The sequence below is a fragment of the Staphylococcus sp. FSL K6-3157 genome, assembly GCF_038005145.1.
Lineage (GTDB): Bacteria > Bacillota > Bacilli > Staphylococcales > Staphylococcaceae > Staphylococcus > Staphylococcus equorum.
On record NZ_JBBOSM010000001.1, the window covers coordinates 337970 to 358258 of the forward strand.

At 32.8% G+C, this 20289-nt stretch carries 14 protein-coding genes and 1 pseudogene; 13 read left to right on the top strand and 2 right to left on the bottom strand.

Annotated features, from left to right (window positions below; translation table 11 throughout):
* Window positions 1-300 precede the first annotated feature (300 nt).
* Together MHB47_RS01480 and MHB47_RS01485 are read left to right on the top strand one after the other, a co-directional pair.
* Window positions 301-486, top strand: a pseudogene (locus tag MHB47_RS01480) (IS5/IS1182 family transposase); the annotation flags it as partial.
* A 116-nt stretch (window positions 487-602) separates the two neighbouring features.
* Window positions 603-1745 carry a CapA family protein gene (locus MHB47_RS01485; protein WP_340754582.1) on the top strand — a complete coding sequence of 381 codons (1143 nt, stop codon included), beginning with the start codon at window positions 603-605 and terminating at the stop codon, window positions 1743-1745.
* A gap of 93 nt (window positions 1746-1838) precedes the next feature.
* Here the strand turns inward: MHB47_RS01485 and MHB47_RS01490 are convergent, their stop codons facing one another.
* Window positions 1839-2780, bottom strand: coding sequence for a nucleoside hydrolase (locus tag MHB47_RS01490; protein WP_340754583.1), 942 nt, complete (start codon window positions 2778-2780; stop codon window positions 1839-1841).
* Between the two features lie 365 nt (window positions 2781-3145).
* On the opposite strand from MHB47_RS01490, the gene MHB47_RS01495 reads away from it, so the two are divergent.
* The 10 genes from MHB47_RS01495 (at window position 3146) to argB (ending at window position 16093) form a co-directional block, all read left to right on the top strand.
* A complete protein-coding gene (locus MHB47_RS01495; RefSeq protein WP_340754585.1) occupies window positions 3146-4543 on the top strand; it encodes an MFS transporter in 1398 nt (465 codons plus the stop codon).
* A gap of 269 nt (window positions 4544-4812) precedes the next feature.
* On the top strand, window positions 4813-6360 hold the full coding sequence (locus tag MHB47_RS01500; RefSeq protein WP_340754586.1) for a DUF6583 family protein: 1548 nt from the start codon (window positions 4813-4815) through the stop codon (window positions 6358-6360).
* 46 nt (window positions 6361-6406) lie between these two features.
* Window positions 6407-7573 carry an ABC transporter permease gene (locus tag MHB47_RS01505; protein ID WP_340754588.1) on the top strand — a complete coding sequence of 389 codons (1167 nt, stop codon included), beginning with the start codon at window positions 6407-6409 and terminating at the stop codon, window positions 7571-7573.
* A complete protein-coding gene (locus tag MHB47_RS01510; RefSeq protein ID WP_340754590.1) occupies window positions 7570-8493 on the top strand; it encodes an ABC transporter permease in 924 nt (307 codons plus the stop codon). The genes MHB47_RS01505 and MHB47_RS01510 overlap by 4 nt, the downstream gene beginning before the upstream one ends.
* A 10-nt stretch (window positions 8494-8503) precedes the next feature.
* A complete protein-coding gene (locus tag MHB47_RS01515) occupies window positions 8504-9166 on the top strand; it encodes an ABC transporter ATP-binding protein (RefSeq protein WP_340754592.1) in 663 nt (220 codons plus the stop codon).
* A 212-nt stretch (window positions 9167-9378) separates the two neighbouring features.
* Window positions 9379-10716, top strand: a complete 1338-nt coding sequence (locus MHB47_RS01520; protein WP_021338859.1) for a gluconate:H+ symporter — start codon at window positions 9379-9381, stop codon at window positions 10714-10716.
* Window positions 10717-11790: 1074 nt separating this feature from the next.
* Window positions 11791-12978 (top strand): ornithine--oxo-acid transaminase, encoded by a 1188-nt coding sequence (gene rocD, locus MHB47_RS01525; protein WP_340754594.1) that lies wholly within the window; start codon window positions 11791-11793, stop codon window positions 12976-12978.
* Between the two features lie 47 nt (window positions 12979-13025).
* Window positions 13026-14057 (top strand): N-acetyl-gamma-glutamyl-phosphate reductase, encoded by a 1032-nt coding sequence (gene argC, locus MHB47_RS01530; RefSeq protein ID WP_340754596.1) that lies wholly within the window; start codon window positions 13026-13028, stop codon window positions 14055-14057.
* A 23-nt stretch (window positions 14058-14080) separates the two neighbouring features.
* Window positions 14081-15319 carry a bifunctional glutamate N-acetyltransferase/amino-acid acetyltransferase ArgJ gene (gene argJ / locus MHB47_RS01535; protein WP_340754598.1) on the top strand — a complete coding sequence of 413 codons (1239 nt, stop codon included), beginning with the start codon at window positions 14081-14083 and terminating at the stop codon, window positions 15317-15319.
* A 12-nt stretch (window positions 15320-15331) separates the two neighbouring features.
* Window positions 15332-16093, top strand: coding sequence for an acetylglutamate kinase (argB, locus tag MHB47_RS01540; RefSeq protein ID WP_340754599.1), 762 nt, complete (start codon window positions 15332-15334; stop codon window positions 16091-16093).
* Window positions 16094-16138: 45 nt separating this feature from the next.
* On the opposite strand, the gene MHB47_RS01545 is transcribed toward argB, so the two are convergent.
* Window positions 16139-17785 carry an IS1182 family transposase gene (locus MHB47_RS01545; protein WP_340754162.1) on the bottom strand — a complete coding sequence of 549 codons (1647 nt, stop codon included), beginning with the start codon at window positions 17783-17785 and terminating at the stop codon, window positions 16139-16141.
* Window positions 17786-18531: 746 nt separating this feature from the next.
* Here MHB47_RS01545 and acsA point away from each other — a divergent pair.
* Window positions 18532-20241: an acetate--CoA ligase gene (gene acsA, locus MHB47_RS01550; RefSeq protein ID WP_340754601.1), complete on the top strand. Its 1710-nt coding sequence runs from the start codon at window positions 18532-18534 to the stop codon at window positions 20239-20241.
* The last annotated feature ends 48 nt before the right edge of the window (window positions 20242-20289 follow it).

A 20289-nucleotide genomic window follows, 5' to 3' on the forward strand; every position in this document is an offset into this window, starting at 1 on the left:
CATGCTTGCCTGGGGTATGGGAGTGGGACAGAAATCTAATTTTTCTAATAAGATTTCGTCGTCCCACCCCGGCAAAGATGACTAGAAGTGAAACAAACTTAATATTATGCGCGCTTTCACTTCAGTCATCTACTGCAAATATAGCAATAGAGTTGAGATATTATTTGTTTTACAGACTCATACTATTCCCCTAGGCGTCAGCGGTTTACAAAATCGGCACAATTATATAAATTCATACAAAAAACAAGCCACTTTCGTATAATAAAGTTACTCTAACATAACTTTAAAACGAGGTGTCTTATGTATAAGACTTATAATATGACTCAGCTAACACTACCAATGGAAACTGAAATTTTGATTCCTAACAATGATATCGCACATGCAGTTAATCAAATTGTTGAAACAATTCCAGAAACAGAATTCTACGAATTCAATCACTATGAAGAATTCATACAAAAAGAGATTTTACCTAAGCTCTTATTATATTGTTAAGGAAGTTTGAGTATATTGTAAATCCTCTATAATATTTTGAGATATTTAATTATAATAGAATTAATAAATGTAAAGTGAAACTTATTTGAAATGGTCAAAGGGGGGAAGCTATGTGGAAATATAGAATAATGATGACAATATTATTTACTGTTTTTATATTTTTTAGTGGATTATGCTTGCATGACCAAAAGCAATTAGTAGATAAAGTTTCATTTTATGCAGTTGGAGATAATTTAATTCATCCAGTAGTTTATCAGGATGCGTTACAAGTTGATGGTAATTTCGACTTTAAACCTATGTATGAATACTTAGAAAAAGATATTGAATCTGCAGATATTTCTTATATAAATCAAGAATCACCAATTGGTGGAGATGAAAAAGGATTTTCAGGCTTCAAACAATTTAATACGCCGACGGATATAGCGGATGATATCGTTGATGTGGGATTTGACATTGTTAACGGTTCGAATAACCATACGCTTGATCAAGGAACCGATGGATTGCGGAATGAGATAAATTTATGGAAACAATTTGACGATATCTTATATACTGGCGCGTTTAATTCACAAAAAGCGAGAGATCATATACCTGTTGTTGAGAGAAATGGAATCAAAGTTGCAATATTAAGTTATACATATGGCACAAATGATATTTCTCCTGAAAAACCGTATCATATCAATTATTTTGATGAAGCTCAGATTAAAGAAGATGTAGCGAAAGCTAAAACACAAAGTGATGCGGTTATTGTGTCGGCACATTGGGGAAGTGAAGGCAAACATGAACCAACGCGTAAACAGAATAAATATGCTGAAGTATTTGCAAATGCAGGCGTAGATGTTGTAATTGGGACACATCCTCACGTCATTCAACCTATAGAATGGGTAAAAGGAAAAGACAATCATAAGACGCTAGTAGCTTATTCCCTGGGAAATTTTTTGAATGGGCAAAGTACAGGTGATGAAAGTAATGTATTAGGAGGTAATATTCGTTTTAATATTGAGAAATTGCCCAAGGGCGTAACGATTAAAAATGTTAAATGGCAGTCTTTAATTACGCATTATGAAATAGCCAATCCACTTGATGACAACACACGACATAGTTTTAAAATGTATCCACTTAAAAGATACGATGATAAGTTAGCAAAACGCCACGCACTAAGCTATGATGACGAAAATGATGTTACGAAACAACGTTTAGAAACAATCACTAAAGATGTCATCGATAAACAATATTTAACTACGGATAGTTATTAATATAGATCTGTTAAAAATATTTTAATGATTAGAGGGATCTTCCAAAAAATTGGAAATCCCTCTTTTTTTATTAGTAAAACTATTATTTACTTTTTAGTGTATGACTTTTTTAGCTAAATCAGTGATGTATTTGAAGAAAGCGTCATGTTCAACGTGATCTACTAGTGAAATAGGTCTACCATTCACATCGTCAATATACGTTTGTCCTTGGCTAGCTCCTTCAGTATGTACAGACACATTCACACTGTGTTGTTGAACAAGTTCAGGCATGCCAACGTAAGCTGTTGTTAATACGTCCCATAAGAAGTAAGTGGAATTTGTTTGGAAGTGTGTTAATGGCGGGACAGCAGCATAGCTTACACCTAAGAAGTCTACACCAGGATAATGACGTTCGTTTGCCCATGCTTGTCTAACATCCCATGTCATAGGTACTTGATTCGTGCTTTCTAAAGCTACCATTTCTATTTTGATATTCGTATCAAATACAATTTGCACAGCTTCGGGATCCCAAAAAGCATTCCATTCAGCTGTACCATCATGTTCAGGTTCTTCAACATTACCTTTATCTAAAAATGTGCCGCCCATCCATACAAGGCAATCGATATTCTGAACAATAGTAGGCTCTACTGTGATAGCTTTGGCTAAATCTGTTAAGGGACCTGTAAAAAGTAAAGTGACTTTTTGGGACTGAGCTTGTAATTTATCTATAATATCTTGGTAGGCAGGCTGTTTTAATAATAAAGAGTGCTGGTTTGATGGTTCATTTAAAATAGGTAACGCATCCATAAAAAATGCGTGCATACGCCAATCTTTTGGAAAAGGATGTTTACCGCGCTCTTTAGAAGCGGCAACATGTATTGGTTGGTCAGAGAAGCGGTTAATTATTTTTTGAGATGCACTTACTGCGGGTTCGATATAACTATCTGCACCAATTGCGCTTACACCAATAAGCTCTATATCATCCATTTGTATTAATAGAAATAATGAAATGAGATCATCTACACCACCATCATGGTTAAAATAAATTTGTTTCATAATTTGAATGCCTCCATATGTTCATTTTTATGAAGCTATTATACCAAAGAAAACAATATGCAGCGTTCTGAAAAATTAATTTAAGAATGATTTTTGGGCTGTAAAAAGTATTTATATAACATAATGTGATTTAAAATAAACTGTTTTTGTTTAATTGAATTAATTTTTAAATCCATAAAGTCCAATGTTATGGGAATTATAATGAATATAGAGATTAAAGTAGGTCACTGTATCGCTTTGATATATAAGTAATTATGCATTTTAAATGTAAAATACAAGGAACATTAAATCTAAATTGTTTAAAAATTTGTACACAGGTTATGTTATGTTATATTGATAGACAAAAATTAAGGGGTGTTTTTTTTGTGAAGTTTAAAAAAGAAAAAGTTAATAGGGTAGATTCCGATCAAGCTAAAAAAAGTGTAGTTGCCACAGGTATTGGTAACGCAATTGAGTGGTTTGACTTCGGGTTATATGCGCAATTAGCGGTAGTTATAAGTGCCAATTTCTTTGGTAATTTACCGCAAGAGATGCAAATTGTATCTACATTTGCTGTATTTGCTTTTGCATTTATAGTACGACCGATTGGTGGTATCTTCTTCAGTCATATAGGGGACAAATATGGACGGAAAGTTGTATTATCATCAACAATATTACTTATGGCAGCTTCAACATTGATGCTTGGGTTACTACCAACGCAAGATCAAATCGGTATATGGGCGCCAATTCTATTACTTATAGTACGTATGATTCAGTCATTTTCAACTGGTGGAGAGTACGCTGGTGCGATGACCTACATAGCAGAATCATCGCCAGATAAAGCACGTGGTAAGTTAGGTAGTGGACTAGAAATTGGTACACTCGCAGGTAGTATTATGGCAGCAGTTCTAGCTGGTTTGATGTATGCATTGTTAAGCGATCAACAAATGGCAGACTGGGGTTGGAGAATTCCATTTATCCTTGCTGCACCATTAGGTATCGTAGGTATCTTCTTGCGTACAGGATTAGACGAAAGTCCTGCTTATGAATCGACATTAGAAGAACAAGAAGAATTAGAATATTCTTATTTAGATATATTTAAATATTATTGGAAAGATATCATCGTTTGTTTCGCCGGTGTCGCATTCTTAAATGTGGCTAATTACATGGTGTTATCCTTTATGCCATCGTACTTAAACTCAACCATTAACTTAGGGGGCACTATGAGTTCTATACTGAGTACGGTCACGATGTTAGTGATGATACCAGCTGTATTTTTCTTTGGTTGGTATAGTGATAAGGTTGGTAATAAGAATACAATTTTATTTGGTTTAATTGGCTTTAGTTTATTCTCTGTGCTTGCCTTCTGGCTCATGAGTATTCCAATTATACCAGTTGTTATCTTAGGATTATTTATCATCGCACTATTCATGTCAACATTTGAAGGCGTAATGCCATCAGTGTTACCAAGTATGTTCCATACAAAAGTGAGATTACGTACCTTGTCACTTGTTTATAATATTGGTGCTGCAATATTTGGTGGTTTAACACCGTTTATTTTATCAATGTTAGTACAAACGACAGGTCAAGAAATTTCACCTTCATATTATTTGATGTTTATTAACATCATCGGACTTATTATTTTCTTAACAATGTTTAAATCAACATCAAACAAATCATTGAGAGGGAATTATCCGAACGTTGAAAATCAAGAAGAATATGAAGACGTCATTCAAAATCCTAAAGATGCACTTTGGTGGGAAGATGAAGTTAAAAAAGATTAATATGGTGAATTATAAGAGACGCAATGCTTATTTATGAGCATTGCGTCTTTTTATATGATGAATCTTTAAAAGTGAGTTGTAATAATTTGTGCAATCGTCAATTAAGCACAATACATTGCACTTAATTAAATAATATCATCGGTATAAAAAGTATAAATATATAATTTAAAAAGATGCAAAAATTTATAAAAATTATCAAATTAATTAATTAATATTATAAGTTTTGTGATATTATAAAAGAAATAAAATTTTATGGGAGGTTGGACGATATGTCAAAGACAGTGAAGATCGTCATAGCAGTCGTTGTTGGGGTGTTACTCGTTGTTGGGATAGGCGGTGCAGCTGCTTATTATTTCATGAAAAATTCACCGAAGAACACATATTTATTAAGTGAGCAAGAAACCGCTAAGCAAATGCAAGAATACGCTAAAGACCGTTTTGAAAATGAATTTAAATTTCAAGACAAAATGAAAGATGAGTCATATTTAATTAGTTTAGATGCAAGTGCAGATGTACCAGAGAAATTACTTAAATCATCTGATATACCAAAATCTGCAGTAGATGCTTCTAAAATAGGATTTAAAATGGGACATGATCCAGAGAACGAAAAGTCAGTATTAGCATTAAACCCTACTGTAGCCGATAATGAAATTGGGGAATTTCAATGGGCAGCAGATGAGAACAATCAATACTACTCAGCACCAATTTTAGATGATGTTTACAAAGCTAAAAATGATGAACTCGTAGATGTTTATGAAAAATTAACGGGTGAAACAGTCAGTAGTTCATCAAGCAGTTCATCAAGCGATTTTTCAAGTAGTTCATCAAATATGAACAGCAATAATTCAGCAATCACGAATGATACATTGAATTTAAATTCTCTATTATCTGGGACACAAATTTCACAAGAAAAAGTTGAGAAAATTAGTGAACGCTATAGTGAATTAATTATCGATAAACTTGATGATGATAATTTTGAAAAAGAAGACGATAAGATCGATGTTGATGGCGAAGAGAAAGATACGAATAAAGTAACAATGGATATTAGCAAAGCTGAAACGAAATCAATTTTGACAGCAGTTCTAGAAAAAGCTAAAGAAGATAAAGATATTAAAGGCATTGCAGAAGATCAATTTAATGCTGAAGAATATGATGATTCAATTGATGAGGCTTTAGAAGAAGTGAAAGATGCTGATAAAGATGAATTCCCAAGTATTAAATCTGTAATATGGGAAGATGACAATCAAATTCTTAAACGTGATTTAACATTGAAAGATAATAGCGGTGCTGAAATCAAATTAGAGGGTACAAGTCAAATCGATGATGACAAGTTAGTTATGGATTATAACGTATCTGCTGATGAGGCTAAGATTTCGCTCAAAGGTGAGTCAACAAAAGAAGATGATAAGTATGACGATAAATATACTTTAGGTTTTGATGATAGTATTAAAGAATCAGATATCAAAGTTACAAATAAAGAAACAGTGGACGGTAACAAACGTACTGATAAAGGTGATATCGAAATCAGTGCAAACTACGATGAAACTACAATTGAATATGAAAATAAATTAGAGACTGATGTGAAGAATAATTCACAAAAACAAGATCTCGACATTACCACTGAAGTTCAATATGAACCTGTTACAGTTAACATAAAAGGCGAAACTAAACTTAAAGAAGACATTAAGTTTGATAAAGCTGGTGCGAAAGATTTAAATACAATGTCTAACAGTGATTTCAGTAAATTACAAAAAGAAATTTCTGATAATGCTGAAGACATCTTGAAAGATGTTGTGAAAGATCTTGAAGATAAATAAGCATTATAAAAATTTAAACTAAAATATTAATGAAAGGAGTGGTTAAATGAGAACATTACAATTGTTTCGCATTTACCACTCCTTTTTATTGAAAAAATGGCATTTGTTTTTATATTTGGTGTTAATTATCATTGGTTTGTTTTCAGTCTTACTTGTCATACAACAATTTAACCAAGATGATTCCAAATTTAGAATTGGTGTTGTGGATCGCGATCAATCGACAGAAACTGCATTAATACTTAAATCGATGGGCAATGGTACAAACTTAGGCAAAGACATTAGTATCAAACGCTATAATAAACAAGAAGCACACCAATTGTTAAAAGCTCGGAAGTTAGAAGGATACTATGTGTTTGAAAAAGGGATGACTAAGTCATTTTATAAAAATGGTAACTTGCCTATTTCGGTTTATACATATGATAAACAATCGACTAAAAGTTTAGTCATTAATCAATTAACAGATTCAGTGTACAATCGTCTCATGTTGTCTATGGGTGGGGGACTTGCTTATACATCACTTGCAGAGGACGCTGGAAAAGAAGACACGATGCTTTTATTAACAGACTTATTGTTTACAGGGTTAAACCGTACAGGCGGTTTTGATTATCAACCTGTACAAATCTATGATACTGCGAGTTATTATGTGATAACTGGCTATTTAGCGTCTATTTTTATCTTCGCTTTATCGTTATTTTCAATTTTAAAAATGAATCAAGTAACAGCATTAAAATCTAGGTTAAGCATGTATCATTTTTCATTTGAGAAACTAACACTTATTCGAAGTTTATTTACATTATTTTATACGAGTATTTGGTCTGTAGTTGGCTTATTTTGGATGCTCAATGTATTGCCGAATGATTTTGAAAGCTACAATTGGTCTACTCTAGTAATTCAACTTATATATTATATCTTGATGCTGATAATCTGGCTGACGATTATTGATTTAATATCATTTAAATGGATGAATTATATTTTGAAAAGTATATTAAGTCTTGTGATTTTTCTGCTATCAGGCTTAATCATACCTACCATATATTTTAAGCATTTATTCAATGGTATTTTTACGACTCAACCATTTAGTTTTGTAACAAATCAAATGTTGGAAATCATATTAAATAATTACATTTTAGAAACGCCGCTTATGTTTTATATTAGCTTGCTATTATCATTTGTTGTATTAATATTTGTCATTGTCAGGAGGTATCGTAGATGATTCAACCTTACCTTTTTATCGTAGTCGTAAAACAGTGGAAACAATACGTGTTACTGACGATATTATTATTATTTACACTATTGGCAGTGTGGGGTGTATACAAGACACTCAATCAATCATTTCAAATACCAGTTGCAGTCCAAGATCAAGAACGCTCGTCGTCATCTAAAAAATTGATTGAAGCTATAGATGGCAATGAATTTGTGCAGGTAGAGCATGTGCCGCTTGAGGAAGCATACATTGAGGAACGCGTTACTAGAAAAGAAGCGGTAGTCAGTTTGCAAATACCAGAAAATTATAGTGACAAGTTGCATAGTAATCATTTGAAAGATGCACTAACACTATATGGCAGAGATGACTTTATTGGAGATATTACGTTAGAAATGATTAGTCGTTCTTTGTATGAACAGCAAATACCTAATATAGTGAAGTCGCACTTAGAAGATAACGATCAAGATACCTCGTTAAAAGCAGTTAATAGAAAATTAAATCAAGAAACGCCAGAATCAAAGATAGCGCATTATGTTATTAATCATAGTTCTAATACTTCTATATCATTAAGTATTGTCTTTGCGATTTTATTATGTGTTAGCAGTGTTCAAATTGTGTTACATCAAAGATTGAAACAAAATGGAGCGCTGGCAAGGTTATTTATGTTCCGTTATAGTCGACTTAAATTGTTTGGCACATATGCTATTGCACATACCATTATATTAATGATTTTTTTAAGTCTGACAACAATCGTATTTCAACAAAATTTATCATTGATATTTTATGTGAAATCGCTATTGGTTATTTTAATTTATGAATTGGGCGTAGCTTGGCTATTATTTAAAGTAAATACATTAAGTCATAGACTGTTTATGACCCTTATATATGCACTAGTGATGAGTTTAATTTATATCTTCATACAATTATAGGAGTGATGAGATGATAGAATTACAAAATATTAAAAAACAATACCGTCGTAAAAGCATCTTTGAATCGCTAGATATGACATTTGAAGATAAACAGTTAACTATTTTACTTGGTGAAAATGGGGCTGGAAAATCCACACTGTTAAGAGTGATTTCAGGGTTAGAGGAAGCGGATCGTGGCAATATTACTTACTTTGGTGACCAAGTTGCCAAAAAGCAACTTCAAGATATGATTGGATATGTGCCTCAAGATATTGCATTATTTGAACACATGTCAGTAAATGAAAATATCAATTGCTTTAAGGCATTATGTAAAAATCCTATAACAGAGGACACAATAGACCAGTATGCATCCCAACTTCATTTAGCAGATAGAACAATTGCTGTGTCGAAACTATCAGGTGGCACGAAAAGAAAAGTGAATGTATTAATAGGGCTTTTAAGTAATCCGCAAATATTAATATTAGATGAACCAACTGTAGGTATAGATTTGAAATCAAGATATGATATTCATAGCTTGCTCAATAAAATGAAAGCACAATGTCTGATTATATTAACGACACATCATTTAGACGAAGTAGAAGCGTTAGCAGATCGTATTAAAGTAATCGGCACAGACCCATTCTATAGAGATGTCCTGAAAGATAAGCAATGGCACTTTGATACGTATAATTAACAAAATTAAAAAGCCTATCCGTTATTGTTATAAAGAGACTTATACAGTGACGGGTATGCTTTTATTTTTATATTAATTAGTTGAATATCTTTTGAGAAATTAAAGTAAAAGCAATTTTAAAATAACAACGTTGTTATTTTAAATCAAATCTATTATAATTAGAAGTTGTGAATTCGCTTTCATAAGTTATTAAGGGATGGGAGGACATGAAATTGTCATTTTTAAGCGAACATCTACCACTCATTTCACTCGTAATAGGGGTTGCCTTACTATTATTCTTAAATATTAAGCTCAAAATCAATAGTATTCTAGCGCTCATTTTTTCAGCAATAGTGGTTGGTTTTATAAACGGGATGAAACCTGTTGCAATATTAGAAACAATTAAAGAAGGATTAGGATCAACGTTAGGAAGTCTAGCACTTATTATTGGATTTGGTGCAGTACTTGGTAAATTAATGGTGGATTCAGGGGCAGCACAACGTATTGCATCGACACTTATAAATAAATTTGGTGCTAAACATGTGCAGTGGGCATTAATTATTGTAGGTGCTGTATTTGGTATTTCTGTGTTTTATGAAGTGGCATTTATGATTTTAGCACCATTAGTAATTAGTATTGCAGTGGAAGCAAAAACACCATTTATGAAGTTAGCGATTACTATGGTTGCTGCCACGACACTATCGCATAGTATATTTCCACCTCAAGCAGGACCAACTGCCCTTGTAGATGCTTACAACGCAGATATGGGTATGGTTTATATATTAGGAATTATTGTCTTTATACCTAGTGTGTTCATGGCAGGTATTGTACTACCTAAGTTTATGAAAAATATGGATTATCCAGTACCTCCGTTATTAAAAAAGAACAAGGTTTTTTCAGAAAGTGAAATGCCAAGTTTTGGAATGAGTTTATTTATACCACTTATTCCTGCAATTTTAATTTCGATTTCAACAATTCTAAGTTTATTTATTACTGAGGATACATTATTACATGAAACTGTAACATTTTTAGGAAGTGCAGAAATCAGTCTTATTATTGCTATTTTAACTGCTATTGTCATCTTCGGTCTTAGAAAAGGTAAAAATATGGATGATATGATGAAGACATTTGAAAGCGGCTTGAAAGGTGTTGCAACGATTATATTCATCGTCGGTGCAGGTGGTGCATTTAAAGAAGTAATACTAGAAGCTAATGTTGGGAACTATATAGCAGATATTATGAAAGATACTAATATTTCACCACTTATCATGGCTTGGCTCATTACAGCGTTGATTCGTATTGCTACTGGACAAGGTGTAGTTTCAGCGATTACTGCTGCAGGTATTGTAGGACCACTGATACCTACGTTTAATGTAAGTCCTGTGCTTATGGTCCTCGCTACTGCAGTAGGTAGTAATACCATTACACACGTAAATGATGCTTCATTCTGGCTATTTAAAGAATACTTTAACATTTCCATAAAGGATACCTTTAAAACATGGGGTGTCTTATTATTGACGACATCAATTACTGGATTAATTGTTGTACTAATACTAGATTTATTTATGTAATGACCTTACTAAAAGCATAATTATATATTTGAGTAACATCATAAAAAGCAGTATCTAAACGGATTAAACACAATTCCTTGTAGATACTGCTTCATTTGTGTATAAATACATTAAAAAAGTAAAATAAGGGTAAATTTGTGATTTAAAAGGCTGTAAAATGCCTACAAGTGTTGGCATCAAAAGGTTTGAAGGCAATTGCGTGTAAATTTGATATTTACTGTGAATATACTTTTAATGAATAAATGAGTAACATGGTAAAATGACACGCTATGGACTTTATCTATAGGACTGAAGGCGAATGAATTGTGCCACATATTTATACATTAAGTATGTTTAATGTGTATAAATATCCCTTTGTATACAGTTATTGCCGATTTAAAAGTTGGTTTGACTTGAGTTTTTATATGCGTATAATAATTCCGTATACAAGAGTTTGTATAAAAAATGCATTCAACTTGTTTTGAACGTAAAATAGATTAGCAAAAACGCAAATAAAATGGTAGCACTTTATGAATTATTTATACTTTGTAAGCGTTGCTTTCTTATTGTTAAAAAGTATCGTGAAAAATTGTATTAACGAGATTCATGCCCCGTATGATTTCATATCTAATTATTATAAATTTGATACAGCATGCTACGGCGTAGTATCTGTTTTAAATTTACTAAGCAAATCAATAAAGATAAAAGTTCAAATTTGAGGACAAACCAAAACTCTATAATAGCAAATGAAAATCTTAGATAGTGCTAATTAATATTAAGCAAACTAAGTGGAAAGGAAACTTAGTTTGCCATTTTTATGAAAATAGTAGGGTGGTTACTGCCATTAAATAATTACATAACATTTTTTTAAAAGCCATCTGTACTAAAAAATACAACTTATATACATTGAACAGATTGTCATCACAGTATTTCTAGAAATGTTAAGTATATAAAAAATTTGCAAAAAGGCTTTAAGGCAATTGTTTATTTAATTATTATTTAAATTAATCTTTGACTAATTGTAAAATTACGTGTATGATTTATGGATATTAATTCAAAATTTAGAATATTTATAGAAAAGGGATGAGGGTTTCGATGAATGATTTATTTGCACTAACAGATCAATACAGTTCGAACAATTATAGCCCGCTTAAACTGGCTTTAACGAAAGGTCTCGGTGCTAAAGTTTGGGATGTTGAAGATAATAGCTACATTGATTGTATTTCAGGTTTTTCAGTCGTCAATCAAGGGCATTGTCATCCGAAAATTATAAAAGCATTTCAAGAGCAAAGTGAAAAAATAACTATGGTATCACGTGCATTATATAGCGACAATTTGGGCAAATGGGAAGAGAAAATATGTTCACTTGCCAATAAAGAAAAAGTATTACCTATGAATACAGGTACAGAAGCCATTGAAACGGCAATTAAGATCGCACGAAAATGGGGAACTGATGTTAAAGGTATAGCGGAAAACCAAGGCGAAATTATTGCAATGAATGGAAATTTCCATGGTCGTACACTAGGTGCCTTATCGTTATCATCGCAAGAAAGTTATAAAAAAGGTTTTGGACCTTTGCTAGATAATATGCAATATATGGATTTCGGAGATATCACTCGCTTGAAATCACTCATTAACGAAAATACAACCGCAATTGTACTTGAGCCAATACAAGGTGAAGGTGGCGTCAACGTACCGCCAGATTATTTCATCCAAGAGGTTCGAAACTTATGTGATGAACACAACGTTCTATTTATTGCAGATGAAATACAAGTTGGTCTTGGTAGAACAGGTAAGATGTTTGCAATGGAATGGGAAGGTGTAGAACCAGACATTTACTTATTAGGTAAGTCGCTTGGTGGCGGTCTTTATCCGATTTCAGCAGTGTTAGCTAACGATGACGTGATGAAAGTACTTACACCTGGTACACATGGTTCAACATTTGGAGGTAACCCACTTGCATGTGCAGTATCAATAGCGGCATTAGATGTGTTAATTGACGAAAACTTAATCGAACGTTCTGCTGAACAAGGACAAAAATTACTTAACCATTTACAGCTGATAGACAGCAACATCATAAAAGATGTGAGAGGCAGAGGATTATTTATCGGTATTGAATTAACTGAAGCAGCACAATCGTATTGTCAACAGATGATAGAACAAGGTGTGCTATGTAAAGAAACACAAGGGAATATTATTAGACTTGCACCACCACTTGTTATTGAAGATGAGGAAATTGATAAAGTTATAAAAGTAATAACAGAAGTTTTAGAAAAAAAGTAAAGCATAACACTTAAAAAAGTTTGAATATTCAGAAAGGAATGAACGTTATGATAGAAGTTGGGATAGTAGGAGGCAGTGGTTACGGTGCAGTGGAGTTAATTCGATTATTACAACACCATCCAAATGTAACAATTAAATATATCTTTTCACATTCTAAAGCGGATGAACCAATAAAAGATACATTTCCTCACTTAACCCATTTAACGCATCACTACGAAGCTTTAGACACTGAAACAGTTGACTGTGATGTGATGTTCTTTGCTACACCTTCAAATGTAAGTAAACATGTAGCGCCAGATTTGGTAAAGAAAAATATAAAAGTCATCGATTTATCAGGTGATTTCAGGTTAACTAATAGAGATCTCTACCAACAATTTTATGGTGAAACAGCTGCGACACAACAACAATTGGATGATGCAAACTATAGTATTGCAGAATGGTCTGAAATAGATCAAACGAATACACAACTAGTAGCTAATCCTGGTTGTTTCCCTACTGCGACATTATTAGCGTTACATCCGTTAATAGATCAAAAACTAATTCAAAAAGATTCAATTATTATAGATGCCAAAACAGGCGTTTCAGGCGCTGGAAGGTCACTTGCACAACACGTCCATTACGCTGAAATGAATGAAAACTTAAGTGCTTATGCGATTGGTAAGCATAAACATAAGCCTGAAATAGAACAATATGTCTCGTATTTAGCAAATGAAGATATCAAAGTAGTATTTACTCCGCATTTAGTACCAATGACACGTGGCATACTCTCTACGATATATGTGAAATTAAACAAACAAACTACTAGCGAAGATTTACATGCAACTTTCAATCAATATTATGATAGTAAACCATTTGTACGCATTAGAGATTTAGGTAATTATCCTAAAACTAAAGAAGTATACGGTAGTAATTATTGTGATATCGGCATGTATGTTGACGAAGAAAGTCAAACAGCAGTGATTGTTTCTGTTATTGATAACTTAGTCAAAGGTGCAAGTGGTCAAGCAATACAAAATTTAAACTTAATGTATGGATTGAACGAAGCAACAGGATTAACACAATTACCTGTATATCCGTAATATAAAAAGAAAGGTGAGATGGGATGAAAGATATTGAAACGTTAGATACACTCAATCAATTGAAGATAGATTTACAAGGGGATGTAAGTTCTCCATTAGGTTTTATAGCTGGAGGCATGCACGTTGGATTAAGAAGAAAGAAAAAAGACTTTGGATGGATTTACTCAACGACAGCAGCTGCTGCGGCAGGAACTTATACATTGAATCGTTTTAAAGCAGCACCGTTAAAAGTAACTGAAGAAACGATTAAAAATAATCAATCATTACAAGCCATTGTAGTGAATTCAGCAAATGCTAATTCATGTACTGGTGAAAAAGGTATACAAGATGCCAAAGACACGCAAGCATGGGTAGCAGAGCATTTAAATTTATCCAAAGAAAGCGTAGGTGTCGCGTCTACAGGTGTTATAGGATCGTTTTTACCTATGGATAAGATACAACACGGCACACAAAACGTTTTAAAAGAACAATATAATCAAAGTGAGTTTTTCAATCAAGCTATTTTAACGACGGACACATTTACTAAACATTTATCTGTGCAAGTTGAAATTGATGGTATAACTGTAACAATTGGAGGAACAGCTAAAGGTTCGGGTATGATTCATCCGAATATGGCAACAATGCTGTCATTTATTACTACAGATGCAAAAATTGATGCGGATACGCTAGACAATTGTTTAAAACAAACGATTGATAACTCCTTTAATATGATTACAGTTGATGGAGATTCTAGTACAAATGATATGGTTCTTGGCTTGGCAAATGGACAGGCGAACCATAATAAACTCGATACGTTACATCCAGATTGGGAAAAATTTGAATATGCGTTAAATTTCGTGAGCCAGTATCTTGCTAAATCTATAGCTAAAGATGGTGAAGGAGCGACGAAATTAGTTACGGCTAAAGTTAAAGGCGCAAATGATGTTGCAGAAGCAAGAAAAATTGCTAAAAGTATTGTATCATCAAGTCTCGTTAAAACAGCAATTCATGGTGAAGATGCCAACTTTGGAAGAATCGTTACAGCGATGGGCTATGCTTCTGAAGACATAGAACCAAGTCAGACGAATGTTTCTTTATGTAATGTGTCTGTCGTTGAAGATGGCATGTCAGTTGAATTTGATGAGTTACATTTAAAAAAACAATTAGAAGCGGATAATATTTACATTGAAGCATCAGTTGGTAACGGTGAAGGCGCAGCGTCAGCATATGGTTGTGACCTTTCATATGAATATGTACGTATCAATGCTTCATATAGAACCTAAGGAGTGTGACAAATGAGCTATATTGTAATTAAAATAGGTGGCAGCACTCTGACAAATCTACACGATTCAACAATAGAAGACATTGCATTTTTAAGACAACAAGGCTTTAAACCCATCATTGTACATGGCGGTGGACCTTTTATTAATGAAGCTTTGGAGCAACAAGGCGTGCCTACACAATTTAAAGATGGCTTAAGAGTGACAACGCAAGAAGTACTTTCAGTAACAAGTCAGACATTAATTGGATCAGTCAATCCAAGTCTCGTTAGCAAAATTAATAAATCAGATATTCAAAGTGTTGGTATCAATGGCTTAGATGCAAAATTATTTGATGTCATCCCATTAGACGATAAATATGGTTATGTCGGTGAACCTACAGATGTCGATACTTCTGTACTTGCTTCATTAACAGAACAATTTGTACCAGTCATTGCATCTATAGGTCAACATAGAAGCACAGGGCAATTGTATAACATTAATGCAGATACATTAGCATATAAAATCGCACAATTTTTACAGGCTCCAATTTATCTATTAAGTGATATTCCTGGTGTCATCATTGATGAAAAAGTGCAAGCTACACTGAATGCTGAACGTATCAATCACTATATCGATCAAGCGTCAATTTACGGCGGTATGATTCCTAAAGTTCAAGATGCGATTCAAGCGATTGAATCAGGTTGTGAAAAAGTAGTCATTGCGGCAGGTAATGAATCACATATTATTAAAAAGTTACAAAGTGGTCAAAACGTTGGTACAACCATCCAGCGTTAGTACGATCGACAATATATTTAAAAAAGAGGCTGAGACATAAGCTTCTCAGATAACTAAAAAAATGGTGGTTTCTACGTGAAATAAAGTAGAAACCACCATTTTTATGTTCTTATCCATTTTAATAGCTCGATGAGCTACTATTTTCCTTATATTTATTGCCATTAATGCTAGCCCTACTTCTCGTTTAACTTTAGGTAACCCACGAAGTGACATTCGTTTGAAACCCAAAATAGCCTTCAAGAAACCAAAAACTGGTTCTACATCAATTTTTCTTTGACTGTAGATTTTTTGTGTTTTTGGTTCTGAAAGCTTTTTATTGATTTGAAATTTAAAATATTCCCAATTATAATTCTTCATTACTTTTTTATTAGATAGTGAGTTATTTTTAATACATTGATTTCTTAATAAACACCCGTTACAACTATCACTTTCATACAGTTTAAAATCTCTTCTAAAACCATATTTATCTTTTCTATAAGCATACCTTATAAAAGGTAATCTACGATTATTTGGACAAATAAGTTCATCGTTAATCTCATCATATGCCCAGTTTTGTGTATTAAATTTATCATTTTTATATTTCTTTTTTTGTTCTTTGATAAACATTCCATATGTAATTAAAGGTGTTTTACCAAAATCATCTAGAATAGATAAATAGTTTGGTTCACTTCCATAGCCTGCATCAGCGACGATATATTCAGGAATGTCACCATAATAATTTTTAATGTGCTCTAAAAAAGGTATAAGCGTTCTTGTATCCGTAGGATTTTGATAAACATTGAAAGATAAAATGAATTGATGATTTGTCGCAATTTGTAAATTATAACCAGCTTTTAATTGTCCGTTTCTCATATGATCGTCTTTCATTCTCATAAACGTGGCATCATTATCAGTCTTTGAATAACTGTTTCTGTCACCAAAAGTCCTTAGTTGAACTTGGTATTTACTTTTATGTTCAATTATTTCGTTAAGTTCTTTCTTATATTTTTTCAAGTTACTCTTTTTTAAGCCTAGTGACTTTCTATTTTCAATATTACTATCAGTTTTAATTGTTTTTGATAAATCTTCGATTTTATTTTCTAATTCTGTACAAACTTCTTTTAAATCTTGATTGCTCATTTCTTCATTCATCTCTAATTTGAGCTCAGGTAAAATCTCAGTTTGTATGAGTTCTTCATAAAGTGATTTCGACTTATCAATCACATTTTGATTATAGCGTTCAGTATTTTTTCTCCATACAAATGTATACTTATTGGCATTAGCTTCAATTTTAGTACCATCAATAAATATGGACTCATTATCAATGAGTTTTTGTTCTATAAGTTGGGTTCTAAAGTTAACAAATAGGGACTTTAATAATTTATCCATGATTGGATTTACTCTAAAACGATTGATTGTTCTATATGATGGCTTTTGATTTTGAGATAACCACATCATACGAATACTATCTGAAAGTGCAGCTTCAATTCTTCGTCCAGAAAATATAGATTGTGTATAAGCATAAAGAATTACTTTCAACATCATTTTAGGGTGATAAGATGATGCACCATTTAAGTGATTGAATTCGTAGAATTCTGTTTCTGGAATTGTTTCAACAATTTGATTAACTGCATGTGCGATATCATTGTTAGGAATCAAAATTTCAGTTTCCATTGGCAGTGTTAACTGAGTCATATTATAATTTTTATACATAAGACACCTCATTCTAAAGTTATGTTAGAGTAACTTTATTATACGAAAGTGACTTATTTTTTTGTATTAATTTATATAATTGTACCGATTTTGTAAAGAGCTGACGCCTAGGGGAATAGTATGAGTGAGAGACTACAGGCTCGAACCATACCCCAGGCAAGCATGCGCTTTCAAAATCGGAAGATTTTAACGTAGAAAAGCAGCAATCTATTAGTTTCTAATGGATTGCTGCTTTTAATTTGAGAATGGGATATTTATGTCCCAGGCTCTTTTTTAGCTTGGGGAGTCACCACAACCACTGCTATTTTCAAAATACAAATTCAATCATTCATTACAATGCTATATAACCGCCTATGATCCTTAGTTTGCCTAAATAAACCAAATACATCTATGAGTCTCAAATATCCTCTTAAAAGACCTCTATATCTCTTGAGATGATAATGTCATATTTATTCTCGTCAATTATAAAATATAAGCTAACATAATAATTATTTTTATTATCAATTCTCACACCAAAGCAATCATAATCAAATGAATAATAAATATCCTTTAAGTTATAATAATTTAAAATGAAATTGTGGAACAATTAAAAAACATTAAAATTATTTGTAAAACTTCTAAGATATGTGGCTCTAGGTTTCAAAGGTTTAAATCATACTAAATATATCGGAATTATTAAATAATAGGTTGAATATTCAGAAAGTTCCCTCTATAATGATTTTTAAATCTTTATAGGAGGCCTACACATGACAACTGAAATTTTAAAAGGTGAAAAAGGAAACTTTAATCTTCAAGATTATGAATATACATATAATAACTTTGATTGGGAAGAAGCGGAAAAAGCATTTTCTTGGTATGAAACAGGAAAAGTAAATATGGCATATGAATGTATAGACCGTCACGTAGATAACGGTAAAGGGCAAAAAATTGCCTTGAATTATAAAGACAGCGCACAAGAAGCATCTTTTACTTTCGAAGATTTAAAGCTAGCTTCAAATAAAGTAGCGAATCTATTAAAGACAGAAGCTAACGTAGAAAAAGGCGATAGAGTGTTTGTGTATATGCCTAGAATGCCAGAACTTTATTTTTCATTTTTAGGTATTTTAAAAACTGGAGCAATATGTGGACCATTATTCGAAGCATTTATGGATCAAGCAGTAGAAGAACGTTTAAGCAATGCAGACGCTAAAGTCTTAGTTACAACGGAAGATTTATTACCCCGTGTACCTTACTCAAAATTACCAGACTTAGAAACAATTATAGTTGTAGGTAACAATGTATCGCCAGAACATATTGATTTTCATACAGCGTTCAAGCGTGCGAGTGATAGCTTCGACATTGAATGGCTAAATCGTGAAGATCCACTTGTATTGCATTACACGTCTGGTTCAACTGGCCAACCTAAAGGCGTCTTACATGCACAGGATGCGATGATTGTGCATTACATTACAGGAAAATATGTATTAGATTTACAAGAAGATGATATTTATTGGTGTACTGGAGATCCAGCATGGGTTACAGGGTCGTCCTATGGCATATTCAGTCCTTGGCTTCACGGCGTAACGAATTGTGTCATAGGTGGAAGATTCTCTCCAGAATTATGGTATGAAATGATAGAAAAATATAAAGTTACATTATGGTATACCGCCCCTACAGCATTACGTATGTTGATGAGTAAAGGCGAGACATTCACTAAGCAATATGATTTATCAACATTAAGAAGTATTTTGTCAGTTGGTGAACCTTTAAACCCAGAAGTGATTCGTTGGGGGAATGAGGTATACGGCAGACGTATACTAGATACTTGGTGGATGACAGAAACCGGTGGATTAATGATTGTGAATTATCCAAGTCAGACAATTAAATTGGGTTCTATGGGTAAACCATTACCAGGTATTACTGCAAGTATTGTCGATGACGAAGGCAATGAATTACCTCCTAATACCTTAGGTAATTTAGCGTTAAAAGCAGGATGGCCTTCCATGATGAGAAAAATATGGAAAAATGAAGAAAAATTCAATTCATATTTTGTAAATGGCTGGTATATTTCTGGAGATTCAGCATATCGTGATGAAGACAATTACTTTTTCTTCAAAAGTAGAGTAGATGATGTGATTATGACATCAGGCGAAAGAGTAGGCCCGTTTGAAGTTGAGTCTAAACTTGTAGAACATCCAGCGATTGCTGAGGCAGGTGTTATTGGCATCCCTGATGACGTAAGGGGTGAAATTATCAAAGCGTATGTCACATTGCGTGAAGGCGTAGAGAAAACAGATGAACTCAAAGTTGAAATAAGACAATTTGTTAAGACCGGTTTAGCTGCACATGCTGCACCAAGAGAAATTGATTTTATGGATAAATTACCGAAAACAAGTTTTGGTAAAATTATGCGTCGTGTCTTAAAAGCTTGGGAATTAGATTTACCAGCTGGAGATTTGAGTACGATTGAAAAATAATTTTTAAATAATATCCGATTAATTATATCTAATTAATATAAAAACATT

Excerpts from the sequence above, each read along its gene's own strand:
- rocD (WP_340754594.1), top strand. The coding sequence starts at position 11,791 with ATGAATGATTTATTTGCACTAACAGATCAATACAGTTCGAACAATTAT.
- argB (WP_340754599.1), top strand. The coding sequence starts at position 15,332 with ATGAGCTATATTGTAATTAAAATAGGTGGCAGCACTCTGACAAATCTA.
- MHB47_RS01505 (WP_340754588.1), top strand. The coding sequence starts at position 6,407 with ATGAGAACATTACAATTGTTTCGCATTTACCACTCCTTTTTATTGAAA.
- MHB47_RS01500 (WP_340754586.1), top strand. The coding sequence starts at position 4,813 with ATGTCAAAGACAGTGAAGATCGTCATAGCAGTCGTTGTTGGGGTGTTA.
- MHB47_RS01515 (WP_340754592.1), top strand. The coding sequence starts at position 8,504 with ATGATAGAATTACAAAATATTAAAAAACAATACCGTCGTAAAAGCATC.
- MHB47_RS01510 (WP_340754590.1), top strand. The coding sequence starts at position 7,570 with ATGATTCAACCTTACCTTTTTATCGTAGTCGTAAAACAGTGGAAACAA.
- MHB47_RS01490 (WP_340754583.1), bottom strand. The coding sequence starts at position 2,780 with ATGAAACAAATTTATTTTAACCATGATGGTGGTGTAGATGATCTCATT.
- MHB47_RS01485 (WP_340754582.1), top strand. The coding sequence starts at position 603 with ATGTGGAAATATAGAATAATGATGACAATATTATTTACTGTTTTTATA.
- argC (WP_340754596.1), top strand. The coding sequence starts at position 13,026 with ATGATAGAAGTTGGGATAGTAGGAGGCAGTGGTTACGGTGCAGTGGAG.
- argJ (WP_340754598.1), top strand. The coding sequence starts at position 14,081 with ATGAAAGATATTGAAACGTTAGATACACTCAATCAATTGAAGATAGAT.
- acsA (WP_340754601.1), top strand. The coding sequence starts at position 18,532 with ATGACAACTGAAATTTTAAAAGGTGAAAAAGGAAACTTTAATCTTCAA.
- MHB47_RS01545 (WP_340754162.1), bottom strand. The coding sequence starts at position 17,785 with ATGTATAAAAATTATAATATGACTCAGTTAACACTGCCAATGGAAACT.